Origin of the sequence: Pseudomonas sp. HMSC063H08 (genome assembly GCF_001813645.1) — a bacterium.
Classification (GTDB): domain Bacteria; phylum Pseudomonadota; class Gammaproteobacteria; order Pseudomonadales; family Pseudomonadaceae; genus Pseudomonas; species Pseudomonas aeruginosa.
Map to the genome: position 1 here is coordinate 81,970 of NZ_KV813626.1, position 20,936 is coordinate 102,905.

A 20,936-nucleotide genomic window follows, 5' to 3' on the forward strand; every position below is an offset into this window, starting at 1 on the left:
AGTCAGAACAGGTCGATGGGGCCGCCGTCCGCGTTGCGATCGATACGGCGGCGGTAGTCGCGTTCACGCTGCAGCACGGTGTCGTTCTTCAGCTCCACCAGGGACTTCACCAGGACCCGGCCATTGCGCGGGAAGAAGTAGATCTTGCGCGGGAAGGCCTCCAGCACGTCGCTGGCGAGCAGCGGGATACGCTCGGTGGCCAGGTAGTCGAGGGTGAACTCGACGTTGCGCTGGCCGATGGCGGCGCTGATCTGGCGCAGTACCGAGCCGCCGCCGAAGACCTTGGCCTGCAGGCGCTCGCGGCTGGCGCCGAGGGCCAGCATGCGGTTGATCAGCAGTTCCATGGCGTGGCTGCCGTAGCGCGCCGACGGCGAGGCCGGGTCGCCGCCGAGGCCGCGCTCGGGGAGCATGAAGTGGTTCATCCCGGCGATGCCGTTGAGCGGGTCGCGCAGGCACACCGAGACGCAGGAGCCGAGCACGGTGACGATCACCAGGTCTTCGCCGCTGGCGAAGTACTCGCCGGGCAACAGCTTCACCGCATCGCAGGCGAAGTACGGATCGTAGTAGCGGTTCAGCGGCGCGCCTTCCCGGGCCTGGAGATTCATCGCGATCAGGCCGGGCTGTAGACGGTCTGGCCGACGGGCCGCACCAGGTGGCTGGCGTGGACGAAGTTCTCCGAATGCCCGGCGAAGAACAGGCCCTCCGGCCGCAGCAGGGCCACCATGCGTTCCAGCAGGCGGGTCTGGGTCGGCTTGTCGAAGTAGATCATCACGTTGCGGCAGAAGATCGCGTCGAGTTCCCCGGCGATCGACCAGTCCGCTTCCAGCAGGTTGATCTGGCGGAACTCCACCAGTTGCCGCAGTTCCTCCACCACCCGCGCCTTGCCGGCGTTGGGCCCGGTGCCACGGAGGAAGAAGCGTTTCTTCAGCGGCGCCGGCATCTGCTCCAGGCGTTCCAGCGGATAGACGCCCAGGCGGGCGCAGTCGAGCACCCCGGTGTCGATGTCCGAGGCGACGATCTTCACCGGCGGATCGAAGCTGCCCAGCGCCTCCACCAGGGTGATGGCGATCGAATAGGGTTCCTCGCCGGTGCTCGCCGCCGCCGACCAGATGCGCAGCGGGCGATGCCGCTGCAACTGGCGGCGGGCGAGGTCGGCGAGCAGGGGGAAGTGGTGGCGTTCGCGGAAGAATGCGGTGAGGTTGGTGGTCAGCGCGTTGACGAACAACTGCTGCTCGCCCGGCTCGCGGTCGAGGTGGGTGAAATATTCGGCGAAGCTGCCGAGCCGCAGCAGGCGCAGGCGCCGCGAGAGGCGGCTATAGACCAGTTGCGCCTTGCTCTCGGCCAGGCTGATGCCGGTCAGCCGGTAGAGCCGCTCGCGTACTTGCTGGAAGTCCTCGCGGGTGTAGTGGAACTCCTGGTTGCCGAACACCGGCGAAGGCGTGGAGGTGGGCATTGGCGTCGGGTTTCCCTGGTCGACCCTAAGGGCTTGCCGCCCTCCGCCTGGCGGAGGCGCGGCGTGGTCTCAGAACTCTTCCCAGCCGTCTTCCTTGCGCGCCTTGCTGGCCCGCGCCATGCCGCTGCGGGCCAGCGGCGCCGGCGCGCTGGGGCGTGGCGCGGACGGCCGCGCGCTGGCGAGCTGGACCACGCTCGGCGGAGTGTCCAGCCTGAACACCGCCACCGACTGGTTGAGCAGGCCCGCCTGCTCCTGCATGGCCTCGGCGGCGGCCGCGGCTTCCTCCACCAGCGCGGCGTTCTGCTGGGTCATGTCGTCCATCTGCGAGACCGCGCTGTTCACCTCTTCGATGCCGGTGCTCTGCTCGGCGGAAGCGGCGGCGATCTCCGACATGATGTCGGTGACCCGGCGGATCGCCACCACGATGTCGCTCATGGTCTGTCCGGCCTGGGCCACCAGGGTGTTGCCGTTCTCCACCTTGTCCACCGAGTCGGAGATCAGCGTCTTGATCTCCTTGGCCGCGGCGGCGGAACGCTGGGCGAGGGTGCGCACTTCCCCGGCGACCACCGCGAAGCCGCGGCCCTGCTCGCCGGCGCGGGCTGCCTCGACCGCGGCGTTGAGGGCGAGGATGTTGGTCTGGAAGGCGATGCCGTCGATCACCCCGATGATGTCGGCGATCTTGCGCGCCGACTCGTTGATCGAGGACATGGTGCTGACCACCTTCTGCACCACGGTGCCGCCCTGGGTCGCCACTTCCGAGGCATTGGCCGCCAGCGAGTTGGCCTGGCGGGCATTCTCGGCGTTGAGCTTCACCGTGCTGGTCAGTTCTTCCATGCTCGAGGCGGTTTCCTCCAGGCTCGACGCCTGCTGCTCGGTGCGCGCCGACAGTTCGGCGTTGCCGCTGGCGATCTCGCTGGCGGCGGTGTTGATGGTATCGGCGGCCTCGCGAATCTGTCCGAGCATCCGCGACAGGCTCAGCGCGGTCTCGTTGGAGAAGTCCTTGAGCTGGCCGAAGGTGCCCTGGTAGTCGGCCTCGATGCGCTGGGTGAGGTCGCCCTGGGCCAGCGCCCCGAGCATCCGCGAGACGTCGCGCAAGCCGCGGTCGGCGGTATCCACCAGGCTGTTCAGGTCCTTCGCCAGCCTGAGGAAGAAGCCTTCCTTGCCGGCCTCCTCGACGCGCTTGCTGAAGTCGCCGGCGGCCGCCGCCTGCACCAGTTGCGAGACTTCCTGCTCGGCGCGGTGTTCCTCGGTGCGGTCGGTCCATTGCACGGCGGAGCCGAGGCGTTCGTTGGCGTCGTTGAACACCGGCACCACGTCGAGGGAGAAGCGCCGGCCGCCGAGGTTGAGCTCGGCCTTGTGCACGCCGGTGAGGTTGGCCAGCAGGTGCCGCTGGTGCGCCGGGTTCTTGTGGAACACGTCGATGTTGGCGCCCATCAGGCGGCCGGCGTCGAAGTTCGGCAGTTGCTTGCGGATATCCGCTTCGGCGCGGCCGAGCATCTCGCTGACGGTGCGGTTCATGTAGATGATGTTGAGGTCGTTGTCGGCGATCATCACGTTGGCCGAGACGTTGTCCAGCGCGCTCTTGATCCGCGCGTTGTAGGCCGCCGTGGCCAGTTGCGCCGAGGTCGCCTCGGCGGCCCCGCGCAGGCGCTCGCGAACGCCGTCGATGGCTTCGGTGATCTGCGCCTTCTTGCCCGGCAGGCGGTCCATCAGCGGCTCGAAGTTGCCCTGGCCGTAGGCGGTGACCACGCTGACCACCTTCATCTTCACCGCGATGTGCGCGGCCACCAGTTCGTTGACGCCCTTGGCGATGCGCGCCGCGCGACCTTCCAGGCGTTCGGCGGGAATCGTCTGGTCGATCCAGCCGGCTTCGTGCTGGCGGCTCATCTCCGCCAGCCCCGCCTCCAGGCTTTCCACCTGCTGGAGTTCGGCGCGTTGTTCGCGCAGTTGCCGCTGCAGCGCCCGCAGGCTGTCGTAGAGACGCTCGTAGCCGGGCGCCGGGGCCTCGCCGACGGCGGTGTCGAGCTGGCCGTCGGCGAACGACTGGAGGAGCGTGGCGATCCGGTCGGCGCGTTGCTGCGCCACCGCATGTGCATTGAACAGACCCATTTCGATATCCCCTGCCTATCCCTCGTTGGCGCCGCTCAGGCCGCGGCTTCGTCGACCAGCGCCATTTCGCGGCTGGTCATCAGTCTTTCGATGTCCACCAGGATCAACATGCGCTCGCCCGCGGTGGCCAGGCCGAGCAGGTATTCGGTGTCGAAGCTGGCGCCGAACTCCGGCGGCGGCCTGATCGCGTCGCCGCCCAGGGCGATCACGTCGGATACCGAGTCCACCACCACGCCGACGATGCGCCGGCCGATGTTGAGGATGATCACCACGGTGAACGGGTCGTAGGTGACCTCGGCGAGGTGGAACTTGATGCGCAGGTCGACGATCGGCACGATCGCCCCGCGCAGGTTGATCACGCCCTTGATGAAGGGCGGCGCGTTGGCGATCGCGGTGACCTGGTCGTAGCCGCGGATCTCCTGCACGCGGAGGATGTCGATGGCGTACTCCTCGCGGCCCAGGGTGAAGGTCAGGTATTCCTGCGCCGGGCCGTTCGCCTGGCTTGCCTCAGTGCCGTTCATCGGCGGTGTCCTCCCGCGCCGCCAGGCGTGGCAGCGCATCGACGTCGAGAATCAGGGCGACGCTGCCGTCGCCCATGATGGTGGCGCCGGCGATACCCTCCACGCGGCGGAAATTCTGTTCCAGGCTCTTGATCACCACCTGCTGCTGGCCGACCAGTTCGTCCACCTGCAGGGCGAAGCTGCGCCCCTCGGACTCGAGGATCACCACGATGCCCTGCTCCGGCGCCGGCGCTTCGCCGCCGATGCGCAACAGCTCGTGCAGGCTGAACAGCGGCAGGTACTCGCCGCGCACGCGGATCATCGCGTTGTCTTCGCCGCCGAGGCCGCGCACGTCGTCGCTGCGCGCCTGCAACGACTCGACGATGTAGGTCAGCGGAATCACGTAGTTGACCGCTTCGACGGCGACGATCAGGCCGTCGAGGATCGCCAGGGTCAGTGGCAGGCGGATGCCGATGCGAGTGCCCATGCCGGGCGCCGAGTCGATGTCGATGCGCCCGCCCATGGCACCGATGTTGCGCTTCACCACGTCCATGCCGACGCCGCGTCCGGACAGCTCGGTGACCGTCTCGGCGGTGGAGAAGCCGGGCATGAACACCAGTTGCCAGACCTCGGCGTCGCTCATCCCGTCATGCACCGGCAGGTTGCGCTCGCGGGCCTTGGCGAGGATGCGCGGACGCGACAGGCCGCGACCGTCGTCGGAAACCTCCACCACCACGCTGCCGCCCTGGTGGCTGGCGGCGAGCTTCACCGTGCCGCTCGCCGGCTTGCCGGCGGCGAGGCGTTCGGCGGGTGTTTCGATGCCGTGGTCGATGCTGTTGCGGACGATGTGGGTGAGCGGATCGCTGAGTTTCTCGATCACGCTCTTGTCCAGTTCGGTGTGCTCGCCGTGCAGGTGCAGCTCGACCTGCCGCCCAGGCGCGTGGCGGTGTCGCGCACCAGCCTGGGGAAGCGGCTGAAGATGAAGTTGATCGGCAGCATGCGGATCGACATCACCGATTCCTGCAGGTCGCGGGTGTTGTGTTCGAGCTGGGCCAGGGCGTGCTGCAAGCGCTCGTGGTGGCTCGGATCGAGCTGCTCGCCGAGCTGGCCGAGCATGGCCTGGGTGATCACCAGTTCGCCGACCAGGTTGATCAGGCTGTCGATCTTTTCCACGCTGACCCGGATCGAGCCGGACTCGCCGTCGCCACGCACGGGCGCGACTGCGCCCCTGGCCGGCGCGGCGACGGCTTGCGCGGGCGCGCTGGGCGCGGCGGGGCTGCCGGGGGCGCCGTCGAACAGGCCGAAGGCGCGTTCCTCCGTGGGCGGGGAGCCCGGCGCGTCATCGAAGAGGCCGAACGCTTCGCTCGCGGCCGGTGCGCCGGGCGCCTCGTCGAAGAGCCCGAACGCTTCCGGCGCGGCCGCTCGTTCCGGAGCGCCCGGGCCTTCGTCGAAGAAGCCGAAGGCATCGTCGTCCGCGGTTTCCCTGGCGGGACTGGTGGGCGCGTCGTCGAACAGGCCGAAGCCTTCCTCCGCCGCTTCCTGCTCCGGCGCCCGCAGCCAGCCGCGCAGCCGCTCGACCGTCTCCAGCAACGGCACCCCGGGGTCGGGACGGCCGCTGCGATGGGCGTCGAGCAGGCGCTGCAGTACGTCGCGGGCTTCGAGGAAGGAGCTGATCATGTCCGGCCGTAGGCCCATCTGGCCGCAGCGGATGCGGTCGAGCAGGGTCTCCAGTTCGTGGGTGACGGCGGTGATGTCGTCGAAACCGAACATTCCGCTGGAACCCTTGATCGAATGCGCGGCGCGGAAGATGCTGTGCAGCGTCTCGCTGTCCGGCCGGTCCAGGTCGAGACCGATCAGGAGGAGTTCGAGGGTGGCCAGGTGTTCCTCGGTTTCCTCGAAGAACACCTGGAGAAACTGGCTCATATCCTGGGGCATGGGACCTCCCCCGCGGGGGAACGGGAATCAGGGCAGGACCTTGCGTGTCACTTCGAGCAGTTTCGGCGGGTCGAACGGCTTCACCAGCCAGCCGGTGGCGCCGGCGCTGCGTCCCTGCTGCTTCATCGCGTCGCTCGATTCGGTGGTCAGCATGAGGATCGGCACGCTGCGGTAGCCGGCCAGGTTGCGCAGGCTGCGGATCAGCGACAGGCCGTCCATGTTCGGCATGTTCTGGTCGGTGAACACCAGGCTGTAGCTCTTGCTCTGGGCCTTGCCGAGGCCTTCCTTGCCGTCCGCGGCCTCGTCCACCTCGTAGCCGGCGGACTTCAGGGTGAAGCTCAGCATCTGGCGGATAGACGCCGAGTCGTCGACGATCAGAATCGGTTTGCCCATGGTCTTGCGTCCTCACGGTGTCCCTACCGCAGCGCCAAGTTCGGCGGCGAAGGTGGTGTGTGCCAGGTGGCTGTGACGGAGGGCTCTGATGGCCCTTTGCTAGTTCCAGTAAAGACAATGTCCGGTGGATTTCAATTATTGGCGCCGGTTTCTCGTCGGATAGTTATCCGGTTAGACGGATTGGCTATCGATACCCCTCAGAACAATTCCACTTCGCCCACGTTGACGCTGTTCTGGCTCACCGGGCTGGGCAAGGGCCGGCGCAGTTCCTCGACCTCCCGCGCGACCCGTTCGGGCCATTCCTGGCGCGGCCGCGCCTCCAGCGCGCCGAGGCCGAGGGCGAAGGCGCCAAGACGCGCATGGTGCTTGCGCATCTGGCCGAGCAACTGGCTGCCCATGTCCTGGAATTGCAGGCGGTGACCGCCGCATCGACGCCCTGGCCGACTTCCAGCGAGAGCCGGTCCAGTTCGTGGATGACCTTCAGGGTGTGCCGGTTCATCGCCTCCAGGTCATCGAGCATGCCCTGGATCTTCTGCTTGGAATCGAGGGCGAAGGACATGTCCTTGTCGGCCAGTTGCGAGATCGCGCTCTCGGCGTCCTGGATCTCGTGGTGGACCACGTCGACGTGCTTGCGGATGGCGGCGGAAAACTCCGTGGAGCGGGTCGACAGCGCGCGCACCTCATCGGCGACCACGGCGAAGCCGCGGCCGCTCTCGCCGGCTCGGGCGGCCTCGATGGCGGCGTTGAGGGCGAGCAGGTTGGTCTGCTTGGCGATGGCGTCCATGTCCTGGGTCGATTGCAGGATCTCGGTGATCTTCAGGCGCACCTGGTCCATGCGTTCCACCAGTTGCTGCGAGGTCCGGCTGGTTTCCAGGGTAGCCTCGACGAACAGGCTGAGGGTCTGCTGGGTGGTCCTGACGAAGTCCTGGAAGTTGATGCCTTCGTCGACCTGGCCGCGCCCGTCGTAGCGCTCGATCAGCGAATGGGACAGGCCGCGCTGGGTATCGATGCGTTCGGCGAGGCCGTGGAAGCTGTCGCTGAGCTGGCGGATCGCCGAATGCAGCAGTTCATCGATCTGCCGGGCGTGGCCGTCCAGTTGCGCGGTTTCGTCGGCGAGCGCCCGTTGCGCCGCGCTCCAGGCCGGCGAAGCGGCATCCGCCTGCGGGCTGGCGTTAGCTACCGCTTGCCGAGAGTCGCGCAGGAGGAGGAAGAGCATGGCCAGGCTGGCGAACCAACCGAGCGCCAGGGCCAGCCAGACGCCGAGGCCGACGGCATGCAGCCCGGCACACAACGCCCAGGGTAGGGAAAGCAGGCCCAGCTTCAGCAGCAGGGGCCGGGATGGTAACGAAACACCGAGGGACTCGCGCATGCTGCACTCCATGTGCCGGATCGGAGCAGGGCTTCCAGGTGGTCCCGGGACCGTGCGGAAGACACCTTCCAAGCTCGTCGGCGGCGTTTTCTAAAACTAGAGTCCCAATCGGTAATGTCAAACTGCCGTTTTTCCGGCGAGGCCGGTGCCAGGGCCTTTTCCCGGTTGCCGAAGCGACGGATGGCTGGCGCTAGCCGGTTGGGAAGGCGGAGAAGCGCCGGGCCAGGTCCTGGCGGCGGAAGTAGTCGACGACGAAGTCGACGAAGACCCGGGTCTTGGCCGGTAGCAGCTTGTTCGCCGCGTAGTAGAGGCTGGTGTTGCCGGCGTCGACGTACCAGTCCGGCAGGACCCGCACCAGGGCGCCGGACTCCAGGTAGGCATAGGCGTGCTGCATGCATACCAGGGTGATGCCCAGGCCCATGGCGGCGACCTCGCAGGTGGCTTCCGGGTCGCTCATGGTCATGCGTTCGCGCAGCTCGATCGGCGCCTCCTCGCCGTTGCGCCGGCGCAGCGGCCAGGAGCGCACGCGGCCGGTCTGCGGCGAGCGGATGCGGATCCCGTCGAAGCCGCCCAGGTCGCCTGGATGGCGGATCGGCGGCTTGTCGCGGAGGTAGGCGGGCGAGGCGAGGAGGATCAGGTGGCCCGGCGTCAGGTTGCGCGCCACCACCCCGGGAGGCAGTTCGAAACCGCCGCCGATGGCGGCGTCGAAGCCTTCGCCGATGAGGTCGACCTGGCGATTGTCGAAATGCCAGTCGGGCACGATGTCGGGATAGCGTTCGAGGAACTCGCCGAGCAGCGGCAGGATGTAGTCGCGGCCGAAGGCCAGCCCCATGCTGACCTTCAACGTGCCGCTGGGTTGGTTGCCGACGCTGGAGACGTTGGCGAGAGCGGTCTGGATGCCCTCCAGGCTGCCGCCGACCTCTTGCAGGAAACGCTCCCCGGCTTCGGTCAGGGTCAGGCGCCGGGTGCTGCGCTGGAACAGGCGCACGCCGAGGTTGCTTTCCAGGCGGGCGACGTTCTTGCCCACCCCGGCCGGCGTCAGGCCCAGGCGCCTGGCGGCCTCGGCGAAGCTGCCGGCCTCGGCGCTGCGGACGAAGCACTGGATGTTGCTGAGGGTTTCCATGGGAAAGGGCCCGCATAAACCATTGGTATCGGCTGAATATAGCGATTACCCGCTACCAGGTCTGCAATGGACGACGGAAACTCGGGGCCTGTCTATCCACTCCGATGGAGATTTCCATGTCCGTATCCTCTGCATCCCTCGCCGGTAAAGTCGCCTTCGTCCAGGGCGGTTCCCGCGGCATCGGCGCCGCCATCGTTCGCCGGCTGGCCGCCGAAGGCGCCAGCGTCGCCTTCACCTACGTCAGCTCGGCGGACAAGTCCCGGGCCCTGGCGGCCGAACTCGAAGGCGCCGGAGCCAGCATCCTGGCCCTGCATGCCGATAGCGCCGACGCGGCCGCGCTCGTCGCCGCCGTCGACGAAGCGGCGGCTCGCTTCGGACGCATCGACATCCTGGTCAACAACGCCGCCGTCCTCGCCCTCGGTTCGGTGGAAGAGTTGCCGCTGGCCGACTTCGAGCGGACCCTGGCGATCAACGTGCGCAGCGTCTTCGTCGCCACCCAGGCGGCGGTCAAGCACATGGGCGACGGCGGGCGGGTGATCAGCATCGGCAGCACCAATGCCGAACGCATGCCGTTCGCCGGCGGCGCCACCTACGCGATGAGCAAGTCGGCGCTGGTCGGCCTGACCAAGGGCCTGGCCCGCGACCTCGGCCCGCGCGGGATCACGGTGAACAACGTGCAGCCGGGTCCGGTGGATACCGACATGAACCCGGACGACGGCGACTTCGCCGAGACCCTCAAGGGCCTGATGGCGCTGCCGCGCTACGCCCGCAGCGAGGAAATCGCCAGCTTCGTCGCCTACCTGGCCGGGCCGGAAGCGGCCTACATCACCGGGGCCAGCCTGACCATCGATGGCGGTTTCTCGGCCTGACCCGGGGCGCCTCGTTCCGCCCGGCGAAGTAGCCCCTCTCCCCGACCTTATGGCCAGACGTTCCCTCCTGAAGGGAGAGGGCGAGGGGAGAGGTTCCGCTTATCGCACCAGGAAAGGCGAAGCCCCCTCTACGACACCGGTCTCGCTGACGTAGCGCTTCCAATGCTCGATCAGCTCCGCCAGCTTGCCCGGCTGGCTGTCAGCGAGGTCGTGGATCTCGCCCGGGTCGCGGGCCAGGTCGTAGAGCTGCCAGGTGGCCGGGCCCACCGGGGCCGGCAGGTACACCGCCTTCCAGTCGCCCTGGCGGATCGCACGCATGCCGAACAGCTCCCAGCCGGTCACGGTGTTCTCGTCGTGGGCCGCCTCGGTCTCGCCGGAAAGCCAGCCCAGCCACGACCTGCCGCGCGGTTCGGCGATCTCGCGGCCGCGCCAGCGCTTGCCTGGGTGGCGGACACCGGCGAGGTCGAGGAGGGTCGGGGTGACGTCCATCACCGTGGCGAAGGCATGGCTGATCGCACCCTGCCGGCTTAGCCGCGGGTAGCGCACCAGCGCTGGCACGCGAATGCCGCCCTGGGTGGTGAACGCCTTGTACAGGCGCGACGGCGCGGTGGCCGCCTGGGCCCAGCGCGGGCCATACCAGACGTAGGAATTGGCGCGGCCGATGTTCTCCAGGCTGTTGTCGTAGTGCCGGTCGAGAAAGCCCAGCAAATCCGGGCCGAATTTCGGAAAGGCCTCCAGCAGGGCGCCTTCGGCGCCGTTGTCGGACATGAACAGGACGAAGGTGTTGTCCAGCTCGCCCTGCCGGCGCAGGTAGTCCACGACCCTGCCGATGTTCCAGTCCATGCGCTCGACCATAGCCGCGTAGACCTCCATCGCCCGCGCCGACTTCGCCCGTTCCTCGTCGTCCAGGGCTTCCCACTCGCGGCTCAGGGCGAGCACCGGATGGGCTTCGACGTCCGCTTCCACCAGGCCCAGCTCCTTGAGCCGGGCCAGGCGTTCCTGGCGCAGCGCTTCTGGACCGGCGTCGTAGCGACCGCGGTACTTCTCGACGATCTCCCGCGGCGCCTGTAGCGGCCAGTGCGGCGCGGAGAACGGCAGGTAGGCGAAGAACGGCCGGCTCTGGTCGCGCTCCTTGAGGTAGTGCAGCAGCTTGTCGCCGAAGGCATCGGAGGAATAGAAACCCTCCGGCAGCGTGTCGAGGTAGCGCTCGTCTTCCACGTAGAGCGCCGGCGTGCCCTTGAGGATGCGCGGAGTGCTTTCGTCGTAGGGAGGCTCGAAGCCGTAGTGGTTGGCGGCGCCCGGCAGCAGCGAGAAGGAACGCTCGAAACCGCGTGCATGGGGCGTCTGTTCCGGCTTCAGACCGAGGTGCCACTTGCCGGCCATGAGGGTCTGGTAGCCGGCCTCGCGGAGCAGCTCCGGCAGCGCCACCACGCGCTCGTTGAGATGCCCTTCGTAACCCGGCTTGCCTGCCAGTTCCGGGGTCAGCGCCTCGGCCATGGTGCCGATCCCGGCGATGTGGTGGTCGGTGCCGGTGAGCAGCATCGAGCGGGTCGGCGAGCAGGTCGAGGCGGTGTGGAAGTCGGTCAGGCGCAGGCCGGCGATGGCCAGGGCGTCGAGGTTCGGCGTGGCGATCTCGCCGCCGAAGGCGCCGATATCGGAGAAGCCCAGGTCGTCGGCGACGATCACCAGGAAGTTGGGGCGTTTGCTCATGCGCGGGTCTCGTCTGGATGGGAGGAGAGGGTGGGGCCCTCGCCCCCGCCCTTCCCGCAGGGGGAAAGGGCCAGGGCAAGGGGCTTTTCAGCAAGCGAGGAATTCGAAGGGCAGGTTTTCCACCCGTCGCGGCGGCGGCGCGACGTACTCGCCGTCGGCGGTCAGTTCGTGCAGCAGCGCTTCGCGCTGGCGCAGGAAGTCGAAGCCACCGCGCTCGCGCGGGTGCGCCAGGTCCACCTCGACCACCCGCCTGATCCGCCCCGGGCGCGGCTCCATCACCACCACCCGGTCGGCCAGGTAGAGCGCCTCCTCGACGTCGTGGGTGACCAGCAGGGTGGTGATGCGGGTGCGCCGACGGATCGCCAGCAACTCTTCCTGCAACTGCTGGCGGGTCAGTGCGTCGAGGGCGCTGAACGGCTCGTCGAGCAGCAGCAGGCGCGGGCTGGCCACCAGGCCGCGGGCGATCGCCACGCGCTGGGCCATGCCGCCGGACAACTGGTGCGGGTAGGCACGCTCGAAGCCGTGCAGGCCGACCAGGCGGATGTATTCGTCGATCCGCGCCGCCTTGTCGGTTTCGCCAAGGGCTTCGTTGACCAGGCCGAGGGCGACGTTCTGCTGCACCGTCAGCCAGGGGAACAGGCGGTGCTCCTGGAACACGATGCCGCGTTCGCCGCCGATGCCGGCGATTGGCCGGCCGTCGACGCGGATCTCGCCGTCGTAGTCGCGGTCCAGGCCGATCAGCAGGCGCAGCAGGGTCGACTTGCCGCAGCCACTGGCGCCGACGATGGCAATGAACTCGCCCTCGCCGATCTCCAGGTCGAACTGCTGGATCGCTTCCAGTCGCCGGCCGTCCACGGCGAAGTGCTTGCGCACCTGGCGGAAGCTGACCAGCGGGGTGCCCGTGGCGGGCGCGGTGAGTGCGTTCATGCGTGTCTCCAGCGCGTGGCGCGCGCTTCGATGCGTTGGCCGAGAGCATTGAGCAGGGCGCCGGTGAGGCCGACCAGGAGCATGCCGGCACCGATCAGGTCCATGCGGAACAGTTGCTGGGCGCCGATCATCAGGCTGCCGATGCCGCCGTCGGAGGGCATGAAGTACTCGGCGCCGATGGTTCCCAGCCAGGCGTAGATCAGCGCCAGGCGCAGGCCGGCGAACACCGACGGGGCGGCACCCGGCAGGACCAGCCGGAGCAGCCGTCGCCAGGGACCCAGGCGCAGCACCCGGGCCGCCTCGCCGAGGCTCGGCGGCAGGCTGGCGATGCCGCGCTGGGTGGCCAGCAGCAGCGGGAAGAAGGCGGCGATTGCGACGAACGTCAGCTTGGCCGGTTCGCCCAGGCCGAACCAGGCGGTGAGCAGCGGCACCCAGGCGAAGATCGCCACCTGCCGCAGTGCCGCGAAAGTGGGGCCGAAGAAGCGTTCCGCCGGGCGCCACAGGCCGAGCAGCAGGCCGCCGAGGAAACCCAGGCCGCCGCCCAGCAGGAGGCCGCCGAGCGTGCGCTTCAGGCTGTCGAACAGGGCGCCCGGGAGGCTGCCGTCGAGCGCTCCGCTCCAGGTCGCCCGCGCCACTTCCAGAGGGCTGGCGAGGATCGCCGGATCGACCCATTCGGCGCTGCTCGCCGACTGCCACAGGAGCAGCAGCGCCAGCGGCGGCAGCCAGACCTGCAGGCGCTGCCAGCCGCGTCCCGGCGGGCGCCGGCGGAATTCGCCGGTGGCGGCTTGCGGCCAGTGCAGCAGGCGGCGGTCGAGCCACTGGATGGCGCGGTCCATGCCCACCCCGACCAGGCCGATGACGAGGATGCAGACGAACACGATGTCGAGCATGAACAGTTGCCGGCCCTGCACCATCAGGTAGCCGATGCCCTCGCTGGAAGCCAGCAGCTCGACCGCCAGCAGCGAGGTCCAACCCTGCGCCAGGGCCAGGCGCAGCCCGGTGAGGAAGGCCGGCAGCGCCGCCGGCAGGATCAGCCGCCAGACCAGCAGGCGTGGCGGCAGGCGCAGCACCGCGGCGGCTTCGCGCAGCTTGGGCTGGGCGTCGCGCACGCCGACCAGGGTATGGATGGTCACCGGCACCACGACCGCTTTCACCAGCACCACCAGCTTGAGCAGTTCGCCGATGCCGAAGAACAGCATGAACAGCGGGATCCAGGCCAGCGTGGGGATCTGCGCGAGGGCGCTGAAGGTGGGGAAGACCAGGCGCTCGGCACGCGGACTGAAGCCCAGCCAGGCGCCTAGCGCGGCGCCGCTGGCGACCCCGGCGAGCAGGCCCCAGGCCAGGCGCCGCAGGCTGATCGCCAATTCGCTCCAGAGTTCGCCGGCGAGCAACTCGCGGGCGCTCTGCCAGACCAGCTCGGGAGTCGGCAGCACCTGGGCCGACATCCAGTGGCGATGGCTGGCGACCCACCACAGCAGCGCCAGCCCGAGCGGCAGCAACCAGGGCAGCAGGCTGTCCCCCAGGCGCCGGGCGAAAGCCGCGGAGGGCGGCGGCGCCAGGCGCGGCAGGGGCCGGCTCCAGGCGGGCGAAAGGGTTTTATCGATATTCTTCATGGGAATATAAATCGCCACATCAATGCGTTTTTTCGCTAAGAAGGGTCATTTAAAGAAAGGCGCCAGGCAGCGGCAAATGCATTTGGAGAATATTTTCCATGCTCTGGCTGCATATGACGCGGAGAGGCCCGTGCGGCCTGTTATACTGCTTATGGTTATAAAAAAATGAATTTTTATTATTTATTTTCGAGGCGCCGCTGTGCATAGCTAGCCGCTCACCCGCTCCCGGCGGGAATCCCTCTCTTCCCGTTCCAAGGAGCCGCCCCATGAAAGCGCTTACGTCTTCCCTGCTCGGTCTGTTCGCCGTGCCTGTCCTCGCCGGCCTGCTCGGTGCCTACGTGCCGCTGGCGAGCGCCGCTCCGCCGAAGGAAATCCGCATCGCGGTGCCGGACGTCAGCGCCGGCAGCTCGCACTCGGGTGGCGGCGTGGTCGACGTGCTCTACACCCGGCAGTTGCTGGAGAAGGAGTTCGCCAACGACGGCATCGCGGTGAAATGGAGCTTCTTCAAGGGCGCCGGTCCGGTGGTCAACGAAGCGTTCGCCAATGGCCAGGTGGACTTCGCCTACCTCGGCGACCTGGCGGCGATCATCGGCAAGTCCGGAGGCCTGGACAGCCGTCTGCTGGCCGCTACCGCGCGAGGGGTCAACCACTATCTCGGCGTGCAGCCGGGGTCCGGGATCAAGACCCTGGAGGATCTCAAGGGCAAGCGCGTAGGCATCTTTCGTGGCACCGCCAGCCAGTTGTCGTTCGACAATGCCCTGGCCAGCGTCGGTCTCAGCGAGAAGGACCTGAAGGTGATCAACCTCGACTTCAGCGCCGCCCTGTCCGCCCTCGCAGCCAGGCAGATCGATGCCACCTGGGGCCTGGCCGGGCTGTTCGCCCTGCGCGACCGCGGGCTCGCGGAAATTCCGCTGAGCACCCGCGACCTGAACGGCGCCGGCACCCTGCAGGCGCTGCTGGTCGGCTCCGGAGCCTTCGTCGATGCCCATCCGGACATCACCGAGCGGCTGCTCAAGGTGCAGTTGCAGGCCCAGGACTGGCTGGCCCGCGAGGAGAACCGCGACGCCTACATCGAACTGGTGTCGAAGCAGGCCAGCTACCCGGTGGTGATCCTGCAGAGCGAGTACCGTGGCCGCAAGCTGGGCGACGCCCTGTCGCCGCGCCTAGACGCCGATTTCCTTGGCCGGCTGGATGCTTCGATCCAGGCGGCCAAGCGTTTCGGCCTGATCCGTCGCGAATTCAGCGCCGAGCAGTGGGCCGCGCCGGAACTGCTGGAGGCGGCCGGCAAGCTGGCGAAGGCCAAGGCCGTGGCGCAGGCGGCGGAGTGACGCCGAGCCGGGGACGGCCGAGGCGGCGCCGTTTCGTAGCAATTTGTAATATGTTTCGAAATTCTTGCACCGACCCAACCAATGACTGGATCGAGCGAAGTATCCAGCCGTTGGTCGGGGATTCTGCGTATATCGCGTCATGAAAGTTTCACGCGGGTAATCCGCAGGTTATTCCTCGATCATTTCGTTCGTTAATCGCCCCATATATTCAGATACAAAATCGGCACTGCCAATTCTTCCAGTTTTCCCTTCCGACAATTCTCCCGACCCTCCCCGGAAACAACTCCAAGTATCTCGCGGCGAACCGCCGCGTCCCGCATCTAGCCTGCCCATCACTACGACAGCGCGGCGCCAGCGCCGGGCCTCGCCCTGCGCGTCGGCGGCATTCCTGATTTTCTTTCGGAGGAGAGCGGTCATATGAATCTCGATAGCAAATTGTTCGACGCGACACTCGATCTCGAACGCGTGAAAGTTTCGGTGAGAACGCTGGTGAAGTTATCCCGCCAGGAACAATCGGCGATCATCCGGACCCTCAACGAGTTTGGTTTCCTGCTGTTGCGCAGCGAACAGGGCGAAGACAGGCAGGAACTTCTCGCGCTCAAGGAGTTGTTCGGCCGCGCCGCCCCCCACCCGCGCGCCGACGCCGACGGCATCGTGCCGATCAGCAATGCGCGGTATGTCAGCGGCTACCTCGGCTCCACGCCGCTGGAGCACAAGCTGCACACCGACGGCGCTTTCCTCGACACCCCGGAGCAATTGTGCAGCCTGCAATGCGTGCGCAACGCCCGGGAGGGCGGGGAGACTCTGCTGGCCAGCGCCGGACTGGCCTTCGAGCGCCTGCGCCGGCGCATGCCGACCAAGCATCTCGGCCTGCTGCGCGGCGACGCCCTGACCATCGTGCGCAAGCACCAGAGCAGCACCCAGCCGGTGTTCCGCCTGAACGGCGAGGCGCTGGGCATCAAGTTCCGGCAGAACGACGGGGCGGCCGAGGTGGTCGAGCACCCTGTGGCGGTGGAGGCCTTCGCCGAACTGGTGGCGGCGCTCGAGGATCCGGCCTGCCAACTGCGGATCAAGCTCGAGCCGGGGGAAATCCTGGTGCTCGACAACACCGCGGTGTTGCACGGGCGCACTGCCTTCTGCGCCAACGAACTGCGCGAGATGCGCCGGCTCAACTTCGACGGCCACGGCCGCCTGCGAGCGGAGCTGGAACTGGGCTTCAAGGTGGGGTTGTGATCGCCCAGTTCGTCGCGGTGGTGCTGCCAATCCTGTTCTGCACCGGGATCGGTTTCGCCTGGAGCCGTTCCGCCGGGCCGGTGGATACCCGCGCGCTGGTGTTCCTGGTGGCCAACGTCGGCTTTCCCTGCCTGCTGCTGTCGTCGCTGGACCGCCCCGGCCTGTCCATTGGCATGGTGGCCGGGGTGTTCCTCGCCACCGCGCTGGCGGTGCTGGCGTTCGCCCTGCTGGGCCTGGTCTCCCTGCGCCTGCTGCGGATGCCGGTGCGGCGCTACCTGCCGTCGATCATGCTGCCGAACTCCGGGAACATGGGCATCCCCATCGCCTACCTGGCCTTCGGCGAGGAGGCGCTGGTGTATGCGGTGGCGTTCTCCACCCTGATCCAGGTGGGTCACGCGACGCTCGGCGTCTGGTTCGCTTCGGGCGATATCACCCCGGCGAGCATCCTGCGCAACCCGATGATCTATGCCCTGGCCGTGGCGCTGGGCCTGATCGCCCTGGGCTGGAGCCTGCCGCCGCCGTTGCGCGATGTGACCCGCCTGCTGGGCGGGATTACCGTGCCGCTGATGCTGGTGATGCTCGGCCTGTCGCTGGCCGGTCTGCGCCTGCACGAGACATGGCGGCCGTTGCTGCTGTCTCTGGTGCGGGTCTGGGGCGGTTTCGCGGTCGGCTATGGGATCGCTGCCGGCCTGGGCATGGAGGCGGTGGCGGCGGGCACCTTCGCCATCCAGTGCGGGATGCCGACCGCGGTGCTCACCTACCTGTTGGCCAAGCGTTACGACGGCCCGGTGAACGAAGTGGCAGGCATGGTGCTGATCACCACGCTGCTGGTGCTGCTCTCCACGCCTTTGTTCATCCAGTTGCTGCCGCGCGCGTGAGGACGATCCGGGCCGCCTCGCGGGGCGGCCCGGGGTGTCACCAGATCGAGCGGGAGTAATCGACGACCAGCCGGGTTTCGTCGATGTCGCCGTCGAGATAGCTCGCGTTGCCCCGGTGCCAGGCCTGCGAGGCGCGCAGCGCGAGGCCGGCGAGGGGGCCCGCCTTGACCCGATAGGCGAAGCCGAGGTCGCTTTCCCGGTGCCGCCCGTCACGCCCGTAGAGTCCGGCGTAGATGCTCTCGGCGGCACTGCTGGCGCTGGCCCCGGCACGGCCGCGGGCATGCAGCGCATGCAGGCTGAGCCCAGGCAGGCCGAGCGCGCCGAGGTCCAGGTCATAGCGTAATTGCCAGGAACGCTCGCCCGGTCCGTTGAAGTCGGAGTAGCCCACCGAGTTGGCCAGTACCATGGACGCGCTGGAGCGCCCGTCGCCGAAGGCCATGTAGTCGAACGGCTGCTCGCCATGGACACGCTGGTAGGCCAGGGTGATGCGCTGCGGTCCCTGTTCGTAGCCCAGGGCCAGGGAGCTGGCCAGGGTGTCGATGCGGCCGAAGCGGCTCTGGCCGCTGTCGCGGGTGCGGTAGGCGTCGAGGTCGACCCGCAGCGCGCGCTCCCCGCCCAGCGGCTGGCGATGGCTGGCGCCGAAATAGGCCTGCTGCCAGATGTCGTCGAAGCGCGAGGCGTAGAGCGACAGTTGCAGCCGCTCCGTGGCCTGCCATTGACCGCCGAGGAAGCCGACCGCGTCGAGGCGCACCGGATAGGCGCCGAGGCGTCCGTAGACGGTGCTGATGTCGCCACGGACCTTGGATTCGCCGGGGCCGGAGGCGGCGGTGAAGCGCCCGCCCTCGAGCAGCAGCCCGTCGAACGAGCGATCCTCCAGCAGCAGGCCGTAGGCCATGCCGGACAGCGTGCGGTTGCTGCTGGCGGCGAACACCGGCGCGCTGGTGGTGGTCTGGCCGTACTTCAGGCGGGTTTCGCCGTGGCGTAGCCTGAGGGCGCCACCGACCTTGCCGTAGCGATGGTCGGGATGGCCGTCGGCGCCGACCGGCAGGTTGCCGGTGCCGGTGCGGCCGCCGCCGCTGTCCAGTTGCAGGCCGAGCATGGCATGGGCGTCGAGGCCGAAGCCGAGGCTGCCCGGCGTGTAGCCGGAGGCGAACTGGAGGCGCAGGCCCTGGGTGGCTTCCTCGCGGTAGCCGTTGCGCTCGCTCCTGGGCTTGAAGCGGTTGCGCCCGGCGTTGTTCGGGCTGTCGCGGTAGTCGCGGTTGAAGTAGTAGGTGCGAGCGAGGAACTGCAGTTCGCTGTCCTCGACGAAGCCCCCATCCCCGGCCGTCGCGGCCGCCCCTTCGGAAAGCGTGCCGGCGACCAGGCCGGCGAATACAGCGCGTCTGAGGTTTTGCATTTATTGTTTTCTCCCACCTGAGTGCCAGGTGGGCGCAGTCTCGGAAGTCGCTCCGCAGGCCGCTTGTGTTTCCCTGCCTCGGCTTTTGCCGGGGCCTGCCATTGGCAGGGGCAGGCATGTGCAACGGCAGGCCGGGTCAAGCATTTCGGAAGTCACCGACGGAGAGTGTGGCGTCGGCCGTCATCCGCAACGGCCGTGGGTGGGAGCCTCGGCTCCCGATGCAACCTCGCCTCAGGGAGTACGCTTCATGAACAACAAGACCCTATGCCCTTCGCTCTTGCTCTGCCTTTCGCTGCTCGCGCCGCTGTCTTGTCTCGGGGAGACCGCCGCCGCGCCCTATCCGCTGGCCCACCCACCGCGCCTGGCCGACTACCTTCCGCCGCCGCCGGCGGCGGACTCGGCTGCGGCCGTCGCCGATCTCGGCGCGGTGCTGGAGGCGCAACGCCTGCGCACGCCCGAACAGGTACGCCGGGTACGCGCCCACGACCAGTGGGAGGACAACGTCTTCCCCTTCGCCGGCGACCTGCTGGGCGCCTCGTTCGACAAGGAACGCCTGCCGCTGACCCGGAGCTTCTTCAACCGCGCCCAGGAAAACCTGGTCGAGGTGCTGATGCCGGCGAAGAAGCACTTCGCCCGCCCGCGTCCCTACGAAGTGACACCGAAGGTGAAGCCGGTGCTGCCGCCGCCGGAGGGGGAGTCCTATCCCAGCGGCCACACCATGGACAGCTACTTCAAGGCCTCGCTGCTGAGCATGCTGGTGCCGGAGCATCACGATGCGTTCTTCGCCCGCGCCGAGGAGCATGCGCAGAGCCGGGTGCTGGCCGGCGTGCACTTCCCCAGCGACCTGGAAGGCGGGCAGACCGCCGCCGCGGCGCTGGTGGCGAGCCTGCTGGCCGATCCGGCGGTGGCCGCCGACTTTGCCGCGGTGCGCGAGGAGCTGCGCGGCGCGCTGGGGTTGCCGAAACTCCAGTAGAGGAAGGGAAACCGCGCGGCGGCTCAGGCCGCCGCGTGTTGCGCCTGGTCCAGTTCCACCAGCGTCTCGATCATCGCCTTGGCCGCCGCCGAAAGCCGGTAGCCGCTGCGGCTGATGATGCCGCAGCGGGCGCTGAGGCTATCCAGGTTCTGCGGCAGGTTGCGCCACTGTAGCGGTTGCAGTTCGCCGCGCTGCAGGTAGGGGCGCAGGGTCTCGTCGCTGGCGATGCCGATGGCGTCGGTCTGGCGGACGATGCGGATCAGCGCGTGCATGTTCTCGCAGCGGATGTTGGCGGCGAAGTCGATCTTGCCGCTGAGGTTCGCCAGCAGCTTGCGGATGCCCGGGGGAATCAGGGTCGAGGCCAGCGGGTAGTTGAACAGGTCGTTGGTGGACAGGCTGTCCTTGCCCAGCAGCGGATGTTGCGGACGGCAGAAGAACTGGCCGCGGCGCGGGGTCAGCGGGCGCGTCTGGAAGTTCGGGTCGGCCTCGAAGTCGCGGATGTCGGCGACGAAGAATTCGATCTCTTCGCGGAGCAGGGCGCGGCTGAGCTTTTCCCAGTTGTCCACGTCCAGGCTGATCTGCACCCGCGGGTGGCGGTTGATGAAGTCGGCCACCGCGTCCGGCACCAGTTGCTGGGCCGGCGCCGGCCCGCTGCCGAAGCGCAGCTCGCCGGCATCCAGCTTGTTCAACTGGGCGATCTCGTGGATCAGGTTGGCCGACCCCTGCACCAGGCTCAGCGCGTGTTGCAGCACCACCTGGCCTTCCGGCGTCGGGCGCAGGTCCTTGCTGCCACGGTCCACCAACTGGCAGCCAAGCTCCTGCTCCAGGCCCTGGATGCTGCGGCTGAAGGCCGGCTGGGTGATGCCCATGGCGTCCGCCGCGCGGACGAAACTGCGGTGTTCGGCGAGGGCGATGAAGTAACGCAGTTGGCGTAGATCCATGATGCTTTACCGGCATTGGAAATATTGGACAAAGGCATTTGCCGTTCGGGATGTGCTGGTTTTAAATGCAAGCTCTTATTCCGTCAACAAAGAACAAATTAGAAAAATATGCGATTTAGTAATAAGCATAGATAGACCCCAGGAGCTGAACATGGTCCACCGTGCCTTTGCCGCGCCACCTCCGCC

The 20,936-nt window shown here is 67.9% G+C and carries 17 protein-coding genes and 1 pseudogene; 5 read left to right on the forward strand and 13 right to left on the reverse strand.

Features of this window, described 5'->3' with window-relative positions:
- Positions 1-2: 2 nt before the first annotated feature.
- From cheD to HMPREF2924_RS32370, 8 genes and pseudogenes are all read right to left on the reverse strand, one after another.
- Complete coding sequence (cheD, locus tag HMPREF2924_RS32335) at positions 3-605, reverse strand: chemoreceptor glutamine deamidase CheD (RefSeq protein ID WP_003102220.1); 603 nt, start codon at positions 603-605, stop codon at positions 3-5.
- A gap of 5 nt (positions 606-610) precedes the next feature.
- Positions 611-1,453, reverse strand: a complete 843-nt coding sequence (locus tag HMPREF2924_RS32340; RefSeq protein WP_003083930.1) for a CheR family methyltransferase — start codon at positions 1,451-1,453, stop codon at positions 611-613.
- 69 nt (positions 1,454-1,522) lie between these two features.
- The gene (aer2, locus tag HMPREF2924_RS32345) at positions 1,523-3,562 is read right to left on the reverse strand and encodes an aerotaxis transducer Aer2 (RefSeq protein WP_003123817.1); all 2,040 of its coding nucleotides are present in this window, start codon (positions 3,560-3,562) and stop codon (positions 1,523-1,525) included.
- Between the two features lie 35 nt (positions 3,563-3,597).
- Positions 3,598-4,083, reverse strand: coding sequence for a chemotaxis protein CheW (locus HMPREF2924_RS32350; RefSeq protein ID WP_003083938.1), 486 nt, complete (start codon positions 4,081-4,083; stop codon positions 3,598-3,600).
- A pseudogene (locus HMPREF2924_RS32355) lies at positions 4,070-5,997 on the reverse strand (chemotaxis protein CheA). The gene HMPREF2924_RS32350 and the pseudogene HMPREF2924_RS32355 overlap by 14 nt, the downstream one beginning before the upstream one ends.
- 27 nt (positions 5,998-6,024) lie before the next feature.
- Positions 6,025-6,390 carry a response regulator gene (locus HMPREF2924_RS32360; RefSeq protein ID WP_003083943.1) on the reverse strand — a complete coding sequence of 122 codons (366 nt, stop codon included), beginning with the start codon at positions 6,388-6,390 and terminating at the stop codon, positions 6,025-6,027.
- A 238-nt stretch (positions 6,391-6,628) separates the two neighbouring features.
- Complete coding sequence (locus HMPREF2924_RS32365; RefSeq protein ID WP_371915083.1) at positions 6,629-7,771, reverse strand: methyl-accepting chemotaxis protein; 1,143 nt, start codon at positions 7,769-7,771, stop codon at positions 6,629-6,631.
- Positions 7,772-7,949: 178 nt separating this feature from the next.
- Complete coding sequence (locus HMPREF2924_RS32370; RefSeq protein WP_003083951.1) at positions 7,950-8,882, reverse strand: LysR family transcriptional regulator; 933 nt, start codon at positions 8,880-8,882, stop codon at positions 7,950-7,952.
- A gap of 116 nt (positions 8,883-8,998) precedes the next feature.
- Between HMPREF2924_RS32370 and HMPREF2924_RS32375 the strand changes: the two genes are divergently transcribed.
- Positions 8,999-9,751, forward strand: coding sequence for a 3-oxoacyl-ACP reductase family protein (locus HMPREF2924_RS32375; protein WP_003083953.1), 753 nt, complete (start codon positions 8,999-9,001; stop codon positions 9,749-9,751).
- A 99-nt stretch (positions 9,752-9,850) separates the two neighbouring features.
- On the opposite strand, the gene atsA is transcribed toward HMPREF2924_RS32375, so the two are convergent.
- The 3 genes from atsA to HMPREF2924_RS32390 form a co-directional block, all read right to left on the reverse strand.
- Complete coding sequence (gene atsA / locus HMPREF2924_RS32380; protein ID WP_003128393.1) at positions 9,851-11,461, reverse strand: arylsulfatase AtsA; 1,611 nt, start codon at positions 11,459-11,461, stop codon at positions 9,851-9,853.
- An 87-nt stretch (positions 11,462-11,548) separates the two neighbouring features.
- Positions 11,549-12,388, reverse strand: a complete 840-nt coding sequence (locus HMPREF2924_RS32385; protein WP_003128394.1) for an ABC transporter ATP-binding protein — start codon at positions 12,386-12,388, stop codon at positions 11,549-11,551.
- On the reverse strand, positions 12,385-14,001 hold the full coding sequence (locus HMPREF2924_RS32390) for an ABC transporter permease (protein WP_003110981.1): 1,617 nt from the start codon (positions 13,999-14,001) through the stop codon (positions 12,385-12,387). Before HMPREF2924_RS32390 ends, HMPREF2924_RS32385 begins: the two co-directional genes overlap by 4 nt.
- 266 nt (positions 14,002-14,267) lie before the next feature.
- On the opposite strand from HMPREF2924_RS32390, the gene HMPREF2924_RS32395 reads away from it, so the two are divergent.
- The 3 genes from HMPREF2924_RS32395 (at position 14,268) to HMPREF2924_RS32405 (ending at position 17,440) form a co-directional block, all read left to right on the forward strand.
- Complete coding sequence (locus tag HMPREF2924_RS32395; RefSeq protein WP_003128395.1) at positions 14,268-15,329, forward strand: ABC transporter substrate-binding protein; 1,062 nt, start codon at positions 14,268-14,270, stop codon at positions 15,327-15,329.
- A gap of 417 nt (positions 15,330-15,746) precedes the next feature.
- Positions 15,747-16,562, forward strand: coding sequence for a TauD/TfdA family dioxygenase (locus tag HMPREF2924_RS32400; protein ID WP_003107194.1), 816 nt, complete (start codon positions 15,747-15,749; stop codon positions 16,560-16,562).
- Positions 16,559-17,440, forward strand: coding sequence for an AEC family transporter (locus HMPREF2924_RS32405; RefSeq protein ID WP_003128396.1), 882 nt, complete (start codon positions 16,559-16,561; stop codon positions 17,438-17,440). The genes HMPREF2924_RS32400 and HMPREF2924_RS32405 overlap by 4 nt, the downstream gene beginning before the upstream one ends.
- 37 nt (positions 17,441-17,477) lie before the next feature.
- Here HMPREF2924_RS32405 and HMPREF2924_RS32410 read toward each other — a convergent pair whose 3' ends face one another.
- Entirely contained in the window at positions 17,478-18,836 is a 1,359-nt protein-coding gene (locus HMPREF2924_RS32410) for an OprD family porin (protein WP_003128397.1), read from the reverse strand.
- A 247-nt stretch (positions 18,837-19,083) separates the two neighbouring features.
- Here HMPREF2924_RS32410 and HMPREF2924_RS32415 point away from each other — a divergent pair, with 247 nt between their 5' ends.
- Complete coding sequence (locus HMPREF2924_RS32415; protein ID WP_003083962.1) at positions 19,084-19,809, forward strand: acid phosphatase; 726 nt, start codon at positions 19,084-19,086, stop codon at positions 19,807-19,809.
- Positions 19,810-19,832: 23 nt separating this feature from the next.
- On the opposite strand, the gene HMPREF2924_RS32420 is transcribed toward HMPREF2924_RS32415, so the two are convergent.
- Positions 19,833-20,750 carry a LysR family transcriptional regulator gene (locus HMPREF2924_RS32420; protein WP_003083964.1) on the reverse strand — a complete coding sequence of 306 codons (918 nt, stop codon included), beginning with the start codon at positions 20,748-20,750 and terminating at the stop codon, positions 19,833-19,835.
- Between the last annotated feature and the right edge of the window lie 186 nt (positions 20,751-20,936).

Bases quoted from the DNA above. Each gene is read 5' to 3' on its own strand.
- cheD (WP_003102220.1), bottom strand. From the start codon at position 605: ATGAATCTCCAGGCCCGGGAAGGCGCGCCGCTGAACCGCTACTACGAT.
- HMPREF2924_RS32340 (WP_003083930.1), bottom strand. From the start codon at position 1,453: ATGCCCACCTCCACGCCTTCGCCGGTGTTCGGCAACCAGGAGTTCCAC.
- aer2 (WP_003123817.1), bottom strand. From the start codon at position 3,562: ATGGGTCTGTTCAATGCACATGCGGTGGCGCAGCAACGCGCCGACCGG.
- HMPREF2924_RS32350 (WP_003083938.1), bottom strand. From the start codon at position 4,083: ATGAACGGCACTGAGGCAAGCCAGGCGAACGGCCCGGCGCAGGAATAC.
- HMPREF2924_RS32360 (WP_003083943.1), bottom strand. From the start codon at position 6,390: ATGGGCAAACCGATTCTGATCGTCGACGACTCGGCGTCTATCCGCCAG.
- HMPREF2924_RS32365 (WP_371915083.1), bottom strand. From the start codon at position 7,771: ATGGAGTGCAGCATGCGCGAGTCCCTCGGTGTTTCGTTACCATCCCGG.
- HMPREF2924_RS32370 (WP_003083951.1), bottom strand. From the start codon at position 8,882: ATGGAAACCCTCAGCAACATCCAGTGCTTCGTCCGCAGCGCCGAGGCC.
- HMPREF2924_RS32375 (WP_003083953.1), top strand. From the start codon at position 8,999: ATGTCCGTATCCTCTGCATCCCTCGCCGGTAAAGTCGCCTTCGTCCAG.
- atsA (WP_003128393.1), bottom strand. From the start codon at position 11,461: ATGAGCAAACGCCCCAACTTCCTGGTGATCGTCGCCGACGACCTGGGC.
- HMPREF2924_RS32385 (WP_003128394.1), bottom strand. From the start codon at position 12,388: ATGAACGCACTCACCGCGCCCGCCACGGGCACCCCGCTGGTCAGCTTC.
- HMPREF2924_RS32390 (WP_003110981.1), bottom strand. From the start codon at position 14,001: ATGAAGAATATCGATAAAACCCTTTCGCCCGCCTGGAGCCGGCCCCTG.
- HMPREF2924_RS32395 (WP_003128395.1), top strand. From the start codon at position 14,268: ATGAAAGCGCTTACGTCTTCCCTGCTCGGTCTGTTCGCCGTGCCTGTC.
- HMPREF2924_RS32400 (WP_003107194.1), top strand. From the start codon at position 15,747: ATGAATCTCGATAGCAAATTGTTCGACGCGACACTCGATCTCGAACGC.
- HMPREF2924_RS32410 (WP_003128397.1), bottom strand. From the start codon at position 18,836: ATGCAAAACCTCAGACGCGCTGTATTCGCCGGCCTGGTCGCCGGCACG.
- HMPREF2924_RS32415 (WP_003083962.1), top strand. From the start codon at position 19,084: ATGAACAACAAGACCCTATGCCCTTCGCTCTTGCTCTGCCTTTCGCTG.
- HMPREF2924_RS32420 (WP_003083964.1), bottom strand. From the start codon at position 20,750: ATGGATCTACGCCAACTGCGTTACTTCATCGCCCTCGCCGAACACCGC.